The organism is Streptococcus suis YS161 (assembly GCF_002760245.1).
GTDB lineage: Bacteria > Bacillota > Bacilli > Lactobacillales > Streptococcaceae > Streptococcus > Streptococcus suis_I.
In genome coordinates, this window is record NZ_ASCA01000033.1 from 39124 (window position 1) to 56002 (window position 16879).

Consider the following 16879-nt stretch of genomic DNA (forward strand, 5'->3'; position numbering starts at 1 on the left):
TACGAGCTAAAACCCTATAGATTTTAATTCGCCTTCGTTACTTATTTTCCTTCTACAACTTCAACCAATTCTTCGATTGATTCTGTAGATGCTGGCTCAGCTGCCAATTCAGCTTCAACTGCTGCTACGCTGTCTTCACCTTGGTTGCCTTCGATGATAGCGTCAGCCATTTTAGCTGTAATCAATTTAACAGCGCGGATAGCATCGTCGTTTGCTGGGATGATAACATCGATATCATCTGGATCAGTGTTTGTGTCAACCATCGCTACAACTGGGATACCCAATTTTTTAGCTTCTTTAACAGCGATTTGCTCTTTGTGTGGGTCAACGACGAACATTACGTCTGGAATGCGTGGCATGTCAGCAATACCGCCCAAGAATTTTTCAAGACGAGCACGTTGTTTGTTCAACAATGCTACTTCTTTCTTAGGAAGCACGTCGAAAGTTCCATCTTCTTCCATGCGGTTGATTTCTTTCAAACGAGCGATACGTTTTTGGATTGTACCCCAGTTTGTAAGAGTTCCACCCAACCAACGGTGGTTGATGAAGTATTGACCAGCGCGGATAGCTTCGTCTTTAACAGCTTCAGCAGCTTGCTTTTTAGTACCTACAAAGAGGATAACTGCGTCGTTTGCTGCAGCGTCACGAATGAATTCGTAAGCTTGGTCAGCCAATTTTACAGTTTGTTGCAAGTCGATAACGTGGATACCGTTACGCTCTGTGAAGATGTACTTAGCCATCTTAGGATTCCAGCGACGAGTTTGGTGACCGAAGTGTACACCAGCCTCAAGAAGTTGTTTCATTGAAATTACTGCCATGAGTATTTCTCCTTTTTGTTTTTTCTCCTCTCCCGAACTTCGACTTGCAGCCCAACCTTTCGGCAACAAGACCACAATTGGTCCGAGATGAGTATTTGTTGCACAGCAACTCCATTATCATACCAAAAAAGCTGATGATTTTCAAGTAAAAATCATCAGCTTTTATTGTGAATCTTAAAAAATCCTACCTTTTCTTCTATTCAAAGTAGGTTTCGGCAACCACCGCATAGGTCCCTGCAACAACATCCATTTTTTCTAACTGACCGTTAGCATTGATCCTGTAAAAACCTGCTGCTGGGGCTACATTAGGATCGGTCCCTTTCATATTTGGACTGCTGTGGTCTTCTCTAACCTCAATGTAAACCAATCCATCGGATGACTGAACATTTGTAACCACGTGTGATAGAAAATCATCTTTCGTAAAAGGTACGCCATATCTTGTAGCTGCATGTGCCTTGGCCCAGTTTGCCGCCTGTTCGACTGTCAAATTCTTGGTGTCTACAGATGTATTAGGAACAGTTGCTGAGCTAGTTTCAGTTGCTACTGTTGAACTTCTACCGAGGACCAAGTTTTCAAAGAAAGCTTGTAATTCCTGGTTCTTAGTTGGTCGGAAATACAAACGCTTCTCTGGGTTGCCTTGATTTTGCTCGGTAATTCAAGCAATCAACTGACTATCTTTAATCGTAAAGAGATACAGATGAGCCAATTGTGATTTTGAAGCTTCAATATCCGAATAGATCCCAACTACTGCTGTTTTTCCTGCCTCTACTTGACCAGTTTCACTCCAAACTAGGTCAGGAGTTTCTCCTAGAAAATCAGGCGTCATTTGCTGCCCTGAGCCACTGAGAACACCTGAGGGCAAGGTCACACCAAAAAAGTTTCCCGTACGATTTGGGCTATAGGATACATAATTTTGGGGAGGCGAGAATGAAGGTCCCCACTGGTCAACCACAAAATTCCTCAAAGCCTCTGCCTTGCCAGCATCCCAAGGACCGACCTGACTACTTGAACTGCTGGACGTAGATGTTGTGGAACTTTTAGTTGATGTACCGGAACTAGTACTTGTCGAGCTAGAGCTAGCCCTTTCTTTAGATGAGGACACTGCCTCCTGCTTCTGATTTCCGCAAGCTGTTAACATACTTGCAAGAACCATCACAACAAAACTTGATGCAATCAAATTCCGCTTCATTTCCTATCTCCTTTTTCACACTAATCATCCACTCGGTAGAAGTTTTTGACTAACGCCTCTAGCACTTATGAAGTTCTGGACATTTGCTTATATCTACATTATCGACAAATGTTCATTTTCCACTTGACCAAATTCACTATTTAAGGTACAATATTCTTTGTTATGGCGGTATAGCCAAGTGGTAAGGCACGGCTCTGCAAAAGCTTGATCGTCGGTTCAAATCCGTCTACCGCCTTTATTATAGGATTTTATCCGAATTTATACAAGTCAAAAGTCCGATTTTTCGGGCTTTTTTGTTTTGTTATTTGGTAAAATTCGGTTAAAACAGAAAAAGATTTTGGACAAATTTTGGACACCCAAAATATCAACAAACTCCCCATAGCTTGTCGCTATGAGGAGTATGGATATATTACAACTCAGCAATCTGGCTCAAATTAACTTCAGCAATGGTATCATTACCAAACATAGAGATAACCATCTTAACCTTGTTGTTGTCGATTTCTGTAATTTTACCTGTGTAGTCTGTGAAGGCACCGTCGATGATACGAACAGTGTCGCCAACTTTGACATCAATATCAAATTCTTGAACGGTTTGTCCCATAGACACCAAGATTTGACGGATTTCTTCTTCCAAAAGTGGAGTTGGTTTTGAACGGTTACCGTGTGAACCCACGAAACCTGTAACGTTTGGCGTGTTACGAACCACAAACCAAGCTTCATCGGTCATAACCATTTCAACCAAAACATAACCAGGGAAACGGTTTTCTTCCACTTCCTTGACCTCACCGTTCTTTTCAACCTGAACGGTCTGAGTAGGAATTTCTACACGAAGGATGTTTTCCAACATGTTATAAGTGTGGGCACGTTGGAGCAAGTTTTCCTTCACTTTATTTTCATATCCTGAATAGGTTTGCAGAACAAACCAGCCCTTATCAAAACTATCGTACATTGTTACTTCCTTTCTTTGGAAACACGGAATTTTTAGACGCTAAAAAAAGCCCGAAGGCTTTCGCTTTTCTTTATTATATCACTTCCATTTTACAAATGGCAAGTATTTTCTAGAAAAGATTGATCAAGCTCATGATTCCTCGTGACAAAATCAAGTCAAAGAGGTAAACCACCGCTACGAAAAAGGCAGTATATTCCACTACAGACACGAAATCCGTCCAGCTCTGCTTACGAGTTGGCCAAGACGTATCTTTTAAAATGCGGATAATGTCTTTGATAAATTTCATGCGTGACTCCTATCTGGTTTCCTTGTGAACAGTGTATTGTCCACAGTGTTTACAAAATTTATTTACTTCTAACCGTGTTGGCTTGGGATTGCTCGAAAGGCTGATTGAATAGTTTCGAGAACCACAAACAGTACAGGCTAGGCTTGCTTTTTTTAGTGCCATAAAGCCCTCCATCCTTTTCATTCTACCATGTTTTTATGGATTTGACAACTCTCCAAACCAAGACGTGATGTTATCCCACAAGGTTTTTGCTCTTTCTGGTAACTGTGCATCGATTAGATTTTGTTTGGTTTGCTCAATCAAGTTTTTCGCCTGATCTGAAATTTCTTGTACCTGTTCTTGACCAAGACTTGATTCAGTTTGTGCAGCTTCATCTGGAGCTACTTCTACAATACCATTTTGTGCATAGGCATTTTCTACTTCGAACTGAGTTCCTGCAGTATATGGCAAGATTGAATTGGCTACAGTCTGGAAGACCGACGGAGCCATCCAGTAGCTACTGCTATCTATATAATGATTTTCATCTGTCTGCTCAAAACCAACCCACTGACTGATGACCAAATCAGGTGTGTAGGCAATATGCCACTGGTCATTGACAAGATTGACATCAAAACTCGTTTCAGTTGTTCCTGTTTTCCCAGCAATATAATAATTGGCCGCATCTGCTGTCACTCCCGTACCATTGGTATAGGTTCCAAGCATCATTGCTGTCATCTTATCTGCGACAGATCGGTCAATCACCTTGGTACTTGTTTCACGATGCTCTGCTAAAACCTTTCCACTAGCCGTTTCAATACGAGTGATGAGGTGGGCATCCTTCATCACCCCCTTATTCGCAAAAGTAGCGTAGGCCTGGGCCATTTGCAGAGGATTAGTCTCCACTCCAGAACCAATTGAAACACCCAAAACTTTCTCGACATTTTCCATATCAAGTCCAAACTTTTGTCCATACTCGAAGGCTTTGTCAATCCCCAAGGTGTTCACTATATAAGCTACTGGTAAATTGTAAGAGAGAGCCAAAGCTTGATACATTGGAATGGTATCGGAAGTCGAATAATCATAGTTATGCAAGGTGTAATCGCCGTAGGTTTCTGTATGGTTATCCAGAGCCATATCAATCGACCAGCCCGCCGCTACTGCTGGAGCATAGGCAACAAGAGGCTTGATTGTTGAACCAGGACTGCGCTTGGCTTGTGTCGCAAAGTTGAAGGTCCGAAAGACTGCATCCTCTGAACTGTTAACTCGACCAACCAAGGCGCGAACTCCACCAGTCGTCGGATCAAGCGCTACGCTAGCAGCCTGAGCATGGGTACCATCAAAACTTGACGTTGGGAACATAGTCTCATCATTAAAAATCACCTGCATGCTGGCTTGAGAATTTTGATCCATCTCTGTGTAAATCCTATAGCCGTTATTAATAATGTCTGATTCTTTCAGTCCGTATCGCTCAATCGCCTCAGCAATCACAGCATCAAAATAGGATGGATAGGAATAATTGCTTTGTTTCCCTGTATAGGTATCTGAAAGCTGACTGGCTAGGTCTACTTGGAAACCTGCATCTGCAGTCGCCTGATCAATATAACCAGCATTGACCATATTTTGCAGAACTGTATCCCGACGATTAACTGCATTTTCTAGAGAATAATAAGGATTATAAATCTCAGGTCCCTTAAGCATACCTGCAATGACGGCCGCTTGCTCAAGAGTAAGATCACTGGCTGGAATACCGAAGTACTTTTGACTTGCATCTTCCACTCCCCAAACACCGTTTCCAAAGTAGGCATTGTTGAGATACATGGTCAAAATTTCTTGCTTACTGTACTTTTTATTGATTTCCAGAGCCAAAAAGAATTCTCGAGCCTTTCGACTGATGGTCTGATCCTGAGTTAGAAAGGCATTTTTTGCCAATTGCTGGGTAATAGTTGAACCACCTCCAGACCGACCTAACGTCAAGGCAGCCAAAATTGTACGCTGGTAATTAATGCCTGAATTTTTGTAGAAACTCCGATCTTCTGTAGCGATAACGGCATTCTCTAAATTATCAGAGACAGCATCCAGCTCTACATAGGTCCCCTTCTGACCAGACAATGTCCCAGCTTCCGCACCATCTTTATCGTAAATAATCGTTGTAGCTTTTAGCGCCTGTTGTAAATCACCAACATTAGCTGTCTTTGCAAGGAAAAATAGATAGCCACCTACTGTAAGAACTGTCAGGACCATTAAAATGATTAAAATTTTAGTCAGTTGATAACGGCGCCAAAATTTACGAATCGGCTCCGGAATACGTGATTTTTTCTTTGGTTTATCAACAGAGCCACGATTTCCCCTGCGGCGACGGCTAGGTCGGTCTTCATGATCAATTTGGAAATCTTCTGGAACTTCAATCGGCTGATGTTGCAAATCGTCCATACTTTACCTCTTTCTAGTGAATTTTGTACCATTATACACCATTTCCTAAAAACTAGCAGAAAAAAGCCTGCGATAACTTGTGACAACATACAGGGAATTTTTTCCAAAAATATGATAAAATAGGGTCATTCTGAACAAATAAGAGGATTCCCATGACACAAGTATATGATATTACCATCATCGGTGGCGGACCTGTCGGTCTCTTCGCTGCCTTCTATGCCCACCTCCGTCAAGCCAAGGTCAAAATCATTGACTCTCTGCCCCAACTGGGTGGCCAGCCTGCCATTCTCTATCCTGAGAAGGCCATTTTGGACATTCCGGCCTTTCCAAGTCTGACCGGACAGGAGTTGACCGACAATCTCCTTGCACAACTGGCACCCTTTGACACAACTATCTGCCTCAATGAAACCTTAACTGCCATTGAGCCTGGGGAAACCATTACCCTAACGACTAACAAGGGCAGCCACCAGACCAAGACCCTGATTATCGCCATGGGTGGCGGGGCCTTCAAGCCTCGTCCGCTGGAGATTGACGGTGCCGACAGCTTTGACAACGTCCACTACCACGTATCCAATATCCAGCAGTATGCCGACAAGGACATCGTCGTCTTGGGTGGCGGTGACTCTGCGGTCGATTGGTCCCTGGCCTTTGAAAAAATTGCCAAGACCACTCACATCGTCCACCGTCGCGACAACTTCCGCGCCCTTGAACACAGCGTAGAGGAACTCAAGCAGTCCAGCGTCACCATCCACACACCTTTTATCCCTAAAGGGCTTTCTGGGGAAAATGGCAGAGCTTCTGCCATTGATTTCGATAAGGTTAAGAGCGAGGACAAACTCAGCCTGTCTTTCGACCACCTCTTTGTCAACTACGGTTTCAAATCATCTGTCGGCACGCTGAAAGAATGGGGCTTGGAACTCAATCGCCACCGCATTGTCGTCAACAGCAAGCAAGAAACCTCTGTCCCTGGTATCTATGCTATCGGTGATTGTTGCTTCTACGAGGGTAAGATTGACCTGATTGCGACTGGCCTGGGCGAAGCCCCAACCGCTGTTAACAATGCCATGAACTACCTCAATCCAAACGAAAAAGTGCAACCCAAGCACTCAACCAGCCTATAAGATGAAAATTGACATTCGCATTCCCCAAGCCTTTCCACAACTGACTGTCAAGGAGGTCTTGGAAGATTATTTTCTCATTCCCAGAAAAATCCGCCACTTCCTCCGCACCAAGAAGCACGTCCGTGTCAACGGCGAGCTGATTAATTGGCAGAGCCCGATTACCGCAGGCGACCTGCTAGAATTGACCTTTGACCAGGAAGATTATCCTAAAAAAAGCATTCCTCTGGGACAGGCGAACTTGGTGGAGGAACTCTATCAAGATGAGCATTTGATTATCGTCAACAAGCCCGAAGGCATGAAAACCCACGGAAATGAGCCGACGGAAATTGCCCTGCTCAACCATGTCTCTGCCTATGTCGGTCAGACCTGCTATGTGGTCCACAGGCTGGATATGGAAACCAGCGGAGCCATTCTCTTTGCCAAAAATCCCTTTATCCTGCCCATTCTCAATCGGCTCTTGGAAGACAAGGTCATCTACCGTGACTACCTAGCCCTCTGCCAAGGCCAGCTAAGAAAGACAGACTGGATTATCACCGATAAAATCGGACGAGACCGACACGACCGCAGAAAGCGGGTGGTCGATAATCGCAAGGGACAGGTAGCTCTTACCCAGGTCCGCCGCTTGAAGACCCTTGGTAAAAATAGTCTGGTATCCTGCCGCCTCCAGACAGGTCGGACCCACCAGATCCGAGTTCATTTAGCCCACCACGGTCATGCTCTAATCGGTGACCCGCTTTACAGTCAAGTCGCTGGCCCCCGCCTCATGCTCCACGCCCAAAAACTCAGCCTGACCCACCCGCTGACACTCGAAGAAATTAGTGTCGAAGCAAGGTCGGAGAGTTTTGAGAAGGTGATGAGAAAGTAAAGAAACTCACTATTTCATCAGTTGAAATAGTGAGTTTTTACATGTCAGTAGCATCTATTTAGCAGTTCTTCTCTTAGGATCCAATCTGGAGTAAACAAAACTTCCCAGATAGACGATAACAAGAGCTCCTGTAACCAAGCCTAACATTGCATTAAAGTCCTGTGCACTGGGAAGAACACTCACGAGTAAACAGACCAGAAAAGCAACTGTAGCATTCAACTCTTCCTTCTTCTTGTAATAGAGATAGAGTTGGTTCAGCACAACTACATTTAGCGATAGGGCAACAAATAGTAGATGGATTGGCATTCGTTTCCTCCTCAAATGAAACTAATTTTTCTTATTTCGTTTCAGCAATTGCACAAAGGCAAGGTTGAAAAATACGACGTAAATCACCAATTCAAGCCTTCCGATATCGGACAAGCCCAATCGGTAGAGAAAGGCTACCATCAGTATCACTACCAGAATCACGTAGCCTATCTTTTTCCAAAATTTTATTTTTGCCATAGCACCTCCAAGAACAAGAGTCTAAATTGTCGCATTATAAATCTGGAGAATCTTGTTCCTTACCAGCAATGATTTGCCTACTTAACCTGTATTCCCTCTGTTTTAATAAGGGAATCAGGAAATTGGAAAAAACCAGAACCCCTGCATACAGAGTCACATGAGATTCCGTCCATAGCAGACAAAATAAGCCTATATATACCAACTGTTCCAGAAAAATCAAGCCAACCAAATGGTTAAGTAGCAGGCTCCCTCTAACTAGCTTAACCAGTTTAACCCTTGCGTAGCAGTCAACTAGATATTTCACAACCAATAGAAAAAGCAGAAACAAAGTTGGGACAAAACTTTGAACCAATAAACTAACTAACATAAGCCCATAACTGATTTTTGTCAGGCTTGATAACTGACCATTTTTGTCAATTTTTGATTCGAAAGCCTGAACATGTCTCAATTCTTCTTGTAAATCGCTAGACGATTCCTTAGCTAAGAAGAAACAAATCAAGCACTGCAATACACCTACTAAAAACACGATTCCTAATCTTAGATAGAAAGCCAATTCCCCAAAACTGAGGCACCAGCCCAAAAGGAGGAAGGAATTGATCGTTAACAACAGGCAAAGTTGTTTCGATTTTGTATAATAAATCGGTACTGCAGACAGGATATATACAAAAGTCAGACCAGCTAAGACTAAGCCTGATAGTTCTAACGGCAGAGTAGAAAAGGCTCCTAAAATAAGTATCAGAACGATCAACAGAATTTGTAAAATAGTTATTTTTTGAATCATCTTACTGCCCTATCCCTATAATCTCTTGAAGACACCGATTTTTTCCAAATACTCTTTCAATAAAATGATCTAGCAATCCCATTTCCATAGGCTCTCCTTTTCTCTATGACGTTACAATAAACGAATAGCTTATCTCTCTGTTAAATACACAACTGCATCAACAGCTACTGCACCAGCAATTACAGCAAGCGTCCTTTCTACAAGTGTATATCATTTTTTCCACATCAATTTCGCATAGAACATCATGGCTAGAATCAAAAGAAAGAAGAGGATATTTATCCCTATAATCCATTGTTTTACCTCTTCGCTCACATGATCATAAGCTAAAAATGTAAATGATGAGAGAAGCAGACAGCCAAAAAAGACAAGTACAAAGATTTTTTCAATTTTCATCGTTTCATTACCTCACAACGTGGAAGAGCCTGGATAGAAAAGCAATCCTCATTTCAATACATCCAAAATAATTGGAATCTCCGAAACAGCCAAGGATAGATCCAACTTATTCTCAAGTTCGATGTTCCTATATATTTCATCTACCAGCAAATAATAATACGGACGCTCCCCAGTCCACGAATCCAGTATCTTTTTATAAATCCTATATTCTTCCTTATTTTCCCTCTGCATGTATAGATTTATCTTGATGGTATCTAAGAAACTATAGTGTTCCCTACCATTTTCTATGTTTTCAAAATAAGACTTTTCCAAACTTTCTATCGCTTCAACTTCTTCCCTGTTCAACCTACTTTTTATCAAAATCAGGTAACAAAGCAACTGATAAACCAAGTCCTTGTTACCAAGAAAGCTTTCATCCCAAAATTCTTTCAGATGAATTTTATCTTCTTTTCTGACTAAAGCTGTCAAAATTCTTGATTTGTGCCGATAAAAATGTCGATACTCCTTCAAAAAAAATCCAGTGTGAAAGAAAGTTATGAGGGAAAATGGAAGTAACGGGAGTAAACTTCCCCTAAAATCTAGAAGATGGACACCTAACATAAATAGTAGGAACTGAAAAGTAAAAAATATAGTTGTATAAACTTGAAAATATCCCCTATATTTCGTAGAACCTCTGTCTTCTAAATAAATGGCAGGAGAAAGACCGAAAAATTGTAAGAACAAGAAACAGGGTATATGTACATTATCAAAAGATAAATAGGTGCAGAAATAGCTATAAATAATCTTCTGGTTTGTCAAAAATGAAGCCAGCATAAAAGATAAGGTAGAAATGAGTTGGTTGATAAATAAAAAGATTGGCGTACCAACTAGAAAAAACACCAGGGTAAATAATAACAAACCATCCCCATATCTGCCGATAAAAATCGGCGGAATACAAACAAGAGAGAATATCAGTACTCCTACTAATAGCACGAAATAATGCCGCAGTTTCATCTTCTTAATTCCATTCTAAATGTTTGATATCATTATAAGCAATAACGAGGCTAAACATTTGTCTCACCTCGCTAAACTGTCTAATTTACAATCATCAATAAAGCAGACGCCAGCCGTAAAGTGCCGCCCCCAATCCAACAGCTGCTACCAACCCAGCTATTCCAGTTATCGCAAGAACTGTAGTAGAAATCGAGGCAACTTTAGCCATTAAAAACGGGTATTCTTTTCATTTTGTAACCCCTTTCTTTTCTACAGTATAACTGTTTCGTTACTTGTTGTCAATGTTTTTTGGCATTTTTTTAATTTATTTTATTATTGTTATATTTTTGGTGTAAAAAAAGCCTGCTCCCTTGGAGCAAGCTCAATCTGCATCGGTTTCTTTAAGGTATTTTTCTATTTTCAGAGCAATACCATCAATACCTGCTAACTGATAAAGAAGGCGTGATAGTTCATAGCGTTCTTTGACCAGTTTCTTATCCGCAAAGTCTTCTGTCACATTTCCTAAGTCACAATAAAAATCTGCCAAGAAATGAATAGGATAGGTTGACTTGAATTCCTCAATGCAGGCTGTAACCAGCTCAATTCCCTTATCTAGCTGATTGGTTAACCACAGGTAGCGGGTGTAGTTGGACTGAATACTGAAGTAAGCATCTATATCTACCAATAAATCCAACTTATTTTTATCAATCTTTTCAATTACCTCATTATAGAATTGCTCTGCCTCAGCATTCTTCTCATCTCGAATCAATAGAATCAATAAACTATTGTATAGATAGAGATAGCCTCTCCTATTCTCCCCGACTCGTTCCAGTAGCTCCCTCAATTTCTGAATAGCGTATTCTCGCCTAGCTTCCAAATTCTCTGCTAAAACAGTCTCCACCCATTCCAAATAAACTTGGTCTGGAAAGGTCAGATGAGATAGGGTGCCCTTTTCCCTTTCATATAGAAAGCTCAAAGCCTCATAATCTCTTTGGATAAGACAGTTTTTGGCAAGTTTTCTAAACTGTTTCAGGTCAGAGACAATTTCGCTTTCCTCTTCATCAAAAAAATAGTCCATTCTGACTTGGAGTTTTTTAGCAAGGGCATGAAGCAAGTCTGCACCAGGCATGTAGGTTCCCTTCTCAATGCGGCTAATCTGCCCCTGATCACAGACCCCTTCTGCCAACTCCTTCTGTGACCAGCCCAATTCTTTTCTTCTATTTTTTAACCTTGTTGCTAGTAAAACTTTCATATCAACCTCTCAGAATCCAATCTATTTTTATTATAACAGGTTAAGCCCTAGCAGACAAACACCAAAAAACCTCTCATCAAGAGAGGCTTAGAGGTTAATCAAAAATATTTCCCAACTCAACATCCACGCGATTTTCTTTGACATTGATGTCCGTCACGGCTAAGAGGGATTTGTAGTTTGCTACGTTGCGGTCACCTTTTTGGTTTTCCGCAAAGACTGCTACACCTACTAAAGTTGAGTCAAACTCGGAGAGCAGGCTAATCATACCATTGATGGTACCACCATTTTTCAAGAAGTCATCAACGATCAAGACACGACTTCCTGCCTTCAAGCTACGCTTGGATAGGAACATTTTCTCAATACGGTCGCTAGATCCTGACACATAGTTGACAGAAACGGTTGAACCTTCTGTGATTTTCAAATCACGACGCACAATCACAAACGGTACATTAAGGACATTGGCAACAGCATTGGCCAAAGGAACACCCTTTGTCGCAACTGTCATGACAGCATCAATTTTTTCTTCCTTGAAAGCATTGGCAATAATACGGCCAACATTTTTCAAAATGTGTGGTGTAGACAATAAGTCAGAAGAATAGATATAACCACCTGGCAAGATACGATTACTTTCGGCCATCTGATCACGAAGGGCCTGTGCAATTTCGACAGACTCTGCCTTAGAGATTGATGGAGTAAAAACAACTCCTCCACTGGCACCTGTAATGGTTTCAATATGCCCGATAGAGCTTTCCTCAAAAGCCTTTTTAATGATGGCAATATCCTCTGAGATAGATGACTTGGCAGATTCATACTTTTCCGCAAAGGTATTCAAACTAGTTAATTCATAAGGGTGGTTGATGAGGTAATTGGAAATGACAACCATACGCTCACTTCTTCTTAATTTCATATTGTTCTCCTTTTTGGCTTTTTCCTATTATAGCACATAAAAACACAAAAAGCGAACCTTTTTTCTTGAAAAAGTTCGCTTTTTCGTATTTAGCTATAAACTTGTAGATACCACGTTGGAATCCAGCGAGTAAAGTCCGCATACCATTCTGAGATGGTGGCTGCCTGTTCCTGCATCAAGGGGATTTGGAGGGGATCTACGCGCTCTGCCCAAGAAAGAGCGCCTAGACTATTTACTGTTACATAAAGAGCCATGAGTCTCCAAAATTCCTCTGGAATAACCCCTTCAAAGTAGGCATCCAACTGACCACGCGCAAAGGCTGGCGACAAATCAGCCGTGAAAATCGAACGGTTGAATTCTTCCCAGGGGTCTCCTATGTCGTAGCGATCAAAGTCTAATATTTTCAGTTTCCCATCCGCACCCAGTAGGAAGTTACCTGTGTGAAAATCTCCATGATGGTAGGCAATCGGTCTTCCTGCCAGCATGTGACGATTGGCCTGAACAAAGTCTATCATAGCTTGACCATTTGGATAGGAATGACTAGCTGCTTGGTAGGCAGTTAATTTATTGTCAATCTTAGCCTGATAAAAACTGTTCCAGTCTCGCTGACTTTGATCAATCGGTAGGGCATGCAAGATTCGCAAAAACTTCCCTGACTGACAGCCCAATTCATATAAGGTTTGTTCTGTCAGACTAGCAGCCAAGTCATTCATATCCTGACCTTCCATCCATTCATAAAGAGTATAGACCGACTCTTCATCCGCCCAAAAACTTAGTGGCTCTGCCACAGGCAAGTCTTGTCCAAACAAGCTTTGAACCAATCGAAATTCTGCTTGCTTAGCCTCATAGGCTGGCCGCTCTGCTATTCTCAAAAGACCAAGGCGACCATCTTCCAGCTGGACCTTGTACTTTTGGTCCGTGGACCAGCCTTTGGTGAGGGGCTGTCGAGACACTATCCTAACTGCCATCAGTCGATATCTGGCTTATAGAAGGCGCGGTTATCCATGGCAAAGATGCGGTTGGTCATCTCGCCTGGGCCGACCTTGTCCAAGGCCGATAGCATCATCATCATTTCCGCATCGATATTGTCAATCATGTGGAGGATTTCCGCCTCCATAATCTTCGGACGGACTGGGCTTCCATACTCCAAGAGGCCGTGATGGCTGAGGATAACGTGACGCAGAACAGTCACTTCCTCCAGACTGTCATCGATGCCCAATTCCATCAAGACCTTGGTAATCTCTTCATCAATCAGGGAAATGTGCCCAATCAGATTGCCACGGACAGTGTAGCCTGTGTTATCAGGTCCTGTCAGTTCAATCACCTTGGCTAGGTCATGCAGCATGATTCCTGCAAAGAGCAGGCTCTTATTGAGCTGAGGATAGATGTCGCCAATTTTATCTGCCAAGCGGACCATGGTCGCCGTATGGAAGGACAAGCCTGAATAGAAGGCATGGTGATTGGTCTTGGCAGCTGGATAGGAATAAAACTCCTTGTCGTACTTGCTGTAAAGAGCACGTACAATCCGTTGCCAAGTGGCATTTTCAATACGGAAAATCATCTGACTCAGATAGTCCTTGGTTTCCTTAACATCCACAGGTGGCTTTTCCTTGAAATCAGCAGGGTCGTTGGGTTCGCCAGCTTTTGGCAAACGGAGAACCAATTGATTGACTTGCGGGGTATTGTTATAAACTTCACGGCGTCCCTGCACGTGAACAACTGTCCCAGCAGTAAAATCCTTGATTTTCCCTGGCTGGGCATCCCAGACCTTGCCTTCAATCTCACCTGTATCATCCTGGAAGGTCAGAGCTAGGTAATCTTTTCCAGCCCGTGTTTGACGGACATCAGCTGTTTTAATAAGATAAAATCCTTCGAAGAATTCATCTTTTTTCATTTGGTTAATTTTCATTGTCTTCCTCATCTAATGGGGACAAGCCAAGCAGTCCCTTGGTTTGGTCATCTTCGTACAGGTCAATGGTACGAAGACTACGTTCGATAGCGTTGGTGCGAGTGGTTAGGAGTTTGTCAATATTGCTGCTAGCCTGATTGAGTTGTTTCTGAGCCTTAAGTAAGAGGTCAGAAAACTTGCCAAATTCCAGCTTGACATTGCCCAATACCTTGGAAATATCATCGGCCGACCGTTGAATGTTGAGGGTCTTAAAGCCAACGGAGAGGGAATTGAGCAGGGCAGAAAGCGTGGTCGGTCCTGCTACCACGATATTTTCCTGACGGCGTAGGTCATCAAAGAAAATGGGATTGCGGACCACTTCTGAATACAGCCCTTCGGTTGGCAGAAAGAGCACACCAAAGTTAGTCGTTTCAGGCGGATTGAGGTACTTGCTCTGAATGTCCTTGGCAAAACGTTTGATAGCTGCCAGGAGATTTTTGCGATGGAGGTCAATCTGGTCCTTGTCCCCACTTTCGTAGGCATCTTCCAAGCGATAATAGTCCGCCAGCGGAAACTTGGAATCGATTGGCAAGTAGATATAGTCTCCCTCGGTCCGTCCCGGTAGCTTGACCGCATACTCCACACGCTCACTAGAGCCTGAAACTGTGGCAAACTCTCGCTCATATTGGCTAGGTGTCAAAATATCCTCGATAATCTGTCCCAGCTGCAATTCACCCATGATACCACGGGTTTTGGTGCCAGACAGCACCTTATTAAGACTACCCACATCACGCGCCACCGTCTGCATTTCACCCAGACCACGATTGACCGATTCCAACTGCTTGGACACTGTTTCAAAGGAGGCTTGTAGGCGGGTTTGCAGGGTTTTCTCCAGCTTTTCCTCGACTGTTTGCCGCATTTCTTCCAGGCGTTTTTCATTTGACTCCTGAATGGCCTGCAAACGGCGGTCGGTAGCATCTCGCGTTTCCAGGTGGCTCTTACTCAGCTCTTGACGGATGTCGGTTAGCTGTTGGTAAAGCTCCGTGCGGAGTCTTTCCACCTCCTGATGAATGGCTTGCTGCTGTTTGAGGGTAGCATTTTCTAGTTGATAGCTGAGCTGATCAGACAAGTTGTCTGCTGTATCTTCGGCTTGATCTTGCAAAAGCAGGGCCAAGCTCTGCCATTTTCCATAAAGAAAAACTAAGGCCACCAAGACCAGTATCAGCAAAATAAGTAGTACAATATCCATCTAATCCTTGTCCTTACTGTAGATCAGGACCACGTAGCCCTGATCCAGTTGAATGTCTATGTCCCTATCTATAAATTCGTTAGAGGAATAGCATTTTTTGAAAAAATAATTGCTGGCATCCAGCGGGTACTTGGCATGGCGAATGGTCAGGCGGCTTTGGTCTGACGGCATAAAGGAAATGTACTTCATACCAGCAATCGGTGACAAACGGTGCTGACCTGCAGGTCGAAAGCGGACGACGTTCTGACTGTCCACCAATTCAATCTGCTCCATAAAGGCAGCCAAGTCTGGCTCAGCTGGCAAAAAGAGATTGGCCATCATGTGATCCATGCGTCCACCCAAGGCTCCGTAGATACGGACCTGAGCCTGCGGATAGGCCTTGAAGATTTCCTTTAAAGCCAGCTCCAAATCTGTATCATCTTTTTCAGCAGGAGCTTGCAGAAACCGCTCTGCCATCTCCCTTATCCGCCCCAACTCCTCCGAGGTCACCGAGTCAAAATCACCGATGGCCCAGTCAAGAGGCAGGGAATGGTCCAATAGACGAAGAGAGCCTGCATCTACCCCCACATAGAGGTCGGCAGGCTCAGGAAGGCAGTCAAAGGAACCGCCTGCAATGACAGCAATCTTAATCATTGAGGGCTGCTCTCAATTTGGCAACGTTGGCATCCAAGTCTCCTTTGAAGAGATAGGACCCTGCCACAAAGACATTGGCACCCGCATTTTTGGCTGAATGAATGGTCTTGTCGTCAATTCCGCCGTCCACTTCGATGTCAAAGGTCAAGCCCTTGGCTTCACGCAATTTAACCAAATCTGCAATCTTCTCAGCCACTTCTGGTATGTAGGCTTGTCCACCAAAACCTGGGTTGACCGTCATGAGCAGAACCTGATCCACCAAGTTGAGCACAGGCTCAATGGTCAAAAGAGGAGTTCCTGGATTGATGACCACACCCACCTTCATACCAGCAGCACGGATTTTTTGTAGCGTTCCATGCAAGTGAACCGTTGCTTCTGCATGAATAGTCAAGATATCCGCACCTGCTCGAGCAAAAGTCTCAATATGATTTTCAGGATTGGACACCATGAGATGGCAATCAAAAACCAGCTTGCTATGAGGACGCATAGCCGCAACCACATCCGCCCCAAAGCTAATATTTGGCACAAAGTGACCGTCCATGACATCAATGTGCACATACTCCACACCTGTCTTTTCTAGACGCTTGAGCTCTTTTTCAAAATTTGCATAATCTGCCGCCAAAATAGACGGTGCAATCTTATAATGTGACATAGAGTACCAAC

21 protein-coding genes and 1 tRNA gene are annotated in these 16879 nt (G+C 43.2%); 3 read left to right on the forward strand and 19 right to left on the reverse strand.

Annotation, left to right across the window (positions count from 1 at the left end):
• Nucleotides 1-41: 41 nt before the first annotated feature.
• The 3 genes from rpsB to SST111_RS04605 all read right to left on the reverse strand — a co-directional run bounded on the left by rpsB (nt 42) and on the right by SST111_RS04605 (nt 2007).
• Nucleotides 42-818, reverse strand: a complete 777-nt coding sequence (gene rpsB / locus SST111_RS04595; protein WP_014637198.1) for a 30S ribosomal protein S2 — start codon at nt 816-818, stop codon at nt 42-44.
• A 196-nt stretch (nt 819-1014) separates the two neighbouring features.
• The gene (locus tag SST111_RS04600; protein WP_099810177.1) at nt 1015-1437 is read right to left on the reverse strand and encodes a hypothetical protein; all 423 of its coding nucleotides are present in this window, start codon (nt 1435-1437) and stop codon (nt 1015-1017) included.
• A gap of 36 nt (nt 1438-1473) precedes the next feature.
• Nucleotides 1474-2007: a DUF4767 domain-containing protein gene (locus tag SST111_RS04605; protein WP_099810178.1), complete on the reverse strand. Its 534-nt coding sequence runs from the start codon at nt 2005-2007 to the stop codon at nt 1474-1476.
• 164 nt (nt 2008-2171) lie between these two features.
• Between SST111_RS04605 and SST111_RS04610 the strand changes: the two genes are divergently transcribed.
• Nucleotides 2172-2242 (forward strand) — tRNA-Cys (locus SST111_RS04610).
• A gap of 174 nt (nt 2243-2416) precedes the next feature.
• Here SST111_RS04610 and nusG read toward each other — a convergent pair.
• The 4 genes from nusG to pbp2a form a co-directional block, all read right to left on the reverse strand.
• Entirely contained in the window at nt 2417-2956 is a 540-nt protein-coding gene (nusG, locus tag SST111_RS04615; protein WP_002940254.1) for a transcription termination/antitermination protein NusG, read from the reverse strand.
• A gap of 109 nt (nt 2957-3065) precedes the next feature.
• Nucleotides 3066-3242 (reverse strand): preprotein translocase subunit SecE, encoded by a 177-nt coding sequence (secE, locus tag SST111_RS04620; RefSeq protein WP_002940255.1) that lies wholly within the window; start codon nt 3240-3242, stop codon nt 3066-3068.
• Between the two features lie 9 nt (nt 3243-3251).
• On the reverse strand, nt 3252-3404 hold the full coding sequence (rpmG, locus tag SST111_RS04625) for a 50S ribosomal protein L33 (protein ID WP_002940258.1): 153 nt from the start codon (nt 3402-3404) through the stop codon (nt 3252-3254).
• 33 nt (nt 3405-3437) lie between these two features.
• Nucleotides 3438-5651 (reverse strand): penicillin-binding protein PBP2A, encoded by a 2214-nt coding sequence (gene pbp2a, locus SST111_RS04630; protein WP_099810179.1) that lies wholly within the window; start codon nt 5649-5651, stop codon nt 3438-3440.
• Between the two features lie 152 nt (nt 5652-5803).
• On the opposite strand from pbp2a, the gene SST111_RS04635 reads away from it, so the two are divergent.
• Nucleotides 5804-6772 carry an NAD(P)/FAD-dependent oxidoreductase gene (locus tag SST111_RS04635; protein ID WP_099810180.1) on the forward strand — a complete coding sequence of 323 codons (969 nt, stop codon included), beginning with the start codon at nt 5804-5806 and terminating at the stop codon, nt 6770-6772.
• Between the two features lies 1 nt (nt 6773).
• A complete protein-coding gene (locus SST111_RS04640) occupies nt 6774-7637 on the forward strand; it encodes an RluA family pseudouridine synthase (protein WP_099810181.1) in 864 nt (287 codons plus the stop codon).
• A gap of 54 nt (nt 7638-7691) precedes the next feature.
• On the opposite strand, the gene SST111_RS04645 is transcribed toward SST111_RS04640, so the two are convergent.
• From SST111_RS04645 to rpe, 12 genes are all read right to left on the reverse strand, one after another.
• Nucleotides 7692-7943: a hypothetical protein gene (locus tag SST111_RS04645; protein WP_099810182.1), complete on the reverse strand. Its 252-nt coding sequence runs from the start codon at nt 7941-7943 to the stop codon at nt 7692-7694.
• A 21-nt stretch (nt 7944-7964) separates the two neighbouring features.
• Nucleotides 7965-8141 (reverse strand): hypothetical protein, encoded by a 177-nt coding sequence (locus SST111_RS12185; protein WP_180274027.1) that lies wholly within the window; start codon nt 8139-8141, stop codon nt 7965-7967.
• A gap of 34 nt (nt 8142-8175) precedes the next feature.
• Entirely contained in the window at nt 8176-8922 is a 747-nt protein-coding gene (locus tag SST111_RS04650) for a hypothetical protein (protein ID WP_099810183.1), read from the reverse strand.
• A gap of 210 nt (nt 8923-9132) precedes the next feature.
• Nucleotides 9133-9315 (reverse strand): hypothetical protein, encoded by a 183-nt coding sequence (locus SST111_RS04655; protein WP_099810184.1) that lies wholly within the window; start codon nt 9313-9315, stop codon nt 9133-9135.
• A 48-nt stretch (nt 9316-9363) separates the two neighbouring features.
• Nucleotides 9364-9783, reverse strand: coding sequence for a hypothetical protein (locus SST111_RS12050; RefSeq protein ID WP_142350747.1), 420 nt, complete (start codon nt 9781-9783; stop codon nt 9364-9366).
• Between the two features lie 886 nt (nt 9784-10669).
• Nucleotides 10670-11539 carry a helix-turn-helix domain-containing protein gene (locus SST111_RS04665; protein ID WP_099810186.1) on the reverse strand — a complete coding sequence of 290 codons (870 nt, stop codon included), beginning with the start codon at nt 11537-11539 and terminating at the stop codon, nt 10670-10672.
• Between the two features lie 94 nt (nt 11540-11633).
• Nucleotides 11634-12446 carry a pur operon repressor gene (gene purR / locus SST111_RS04670; RefSeq protein ID WP_099810187.1) on the reverse strand — a complete coding sequence of 271 codons (813 nt, stop codon included), beginning with the start codon at nt 12444-12446 and terminating at the stop codon, nt 11634-11636.
• Between the two features lie 89 nt (nt 12447-12535).
• Complete coding sequence (locus tag SST111_RS04675) at nt 12536-13414, reverse strand: aminoglycoside phosphotransferase family protein (protein ID WP_099810188.1); 879 nt, start codon at nt 13412-13414, stop codon at nt 12536-12538.
• Complete coding sequence (locus tag SST111_RS04680) at nt 13414-14355, reverse strand: 3'-5' exoribonuclease YhaM family protein (protein ID WP_099810189.1); 942 nt, start codon at nt 14353-14355, stop codon at nt 13414-13416. The genes SST111_RS04675 and SST111_RS04680 overlap by 1 nt, the downstream gene beginning before the upstream one ends.
• Complete coding sequence (locus SST111_RS04685) at nt 14345-15583, reverse strand: DNA recombination protein RmuC (RefSeq protein WP_099810190.1); 1239 nt, start codon at nt 15581-15583, stop codon at nt 14345-14347. Before SST111_RS04685 ends, SST111_RS04680 begins: the two co-directional genes overlap by 11 nt.
• Nucleotides 15584-16216: a thiamine diphosphokinase gene (locus SST111_RS04690; RefSeq protein ID WP_099810191.1), complete on the reverse strand. Its 633-nt coding sequence runs from the start codon at nt 16214-16216 to the stop codon at nt 15584-15586.
• Complete coding sequence (rpe, locus tag SST111_RS04695; RefSeq protein WP_099810192.1) at nt 16209-16868, reverse strand: ribulose-phosphate 3-epimerase; 660 nt, start codon at nt 16866-16868, stop codon at nt 16209-16211. Before rpe ends, SST111_RS04690 begins: the two co-directional genes overlap by 8 nt.
• Nucleotides 16869-16879: the final 11 nt, after the last annotated feature.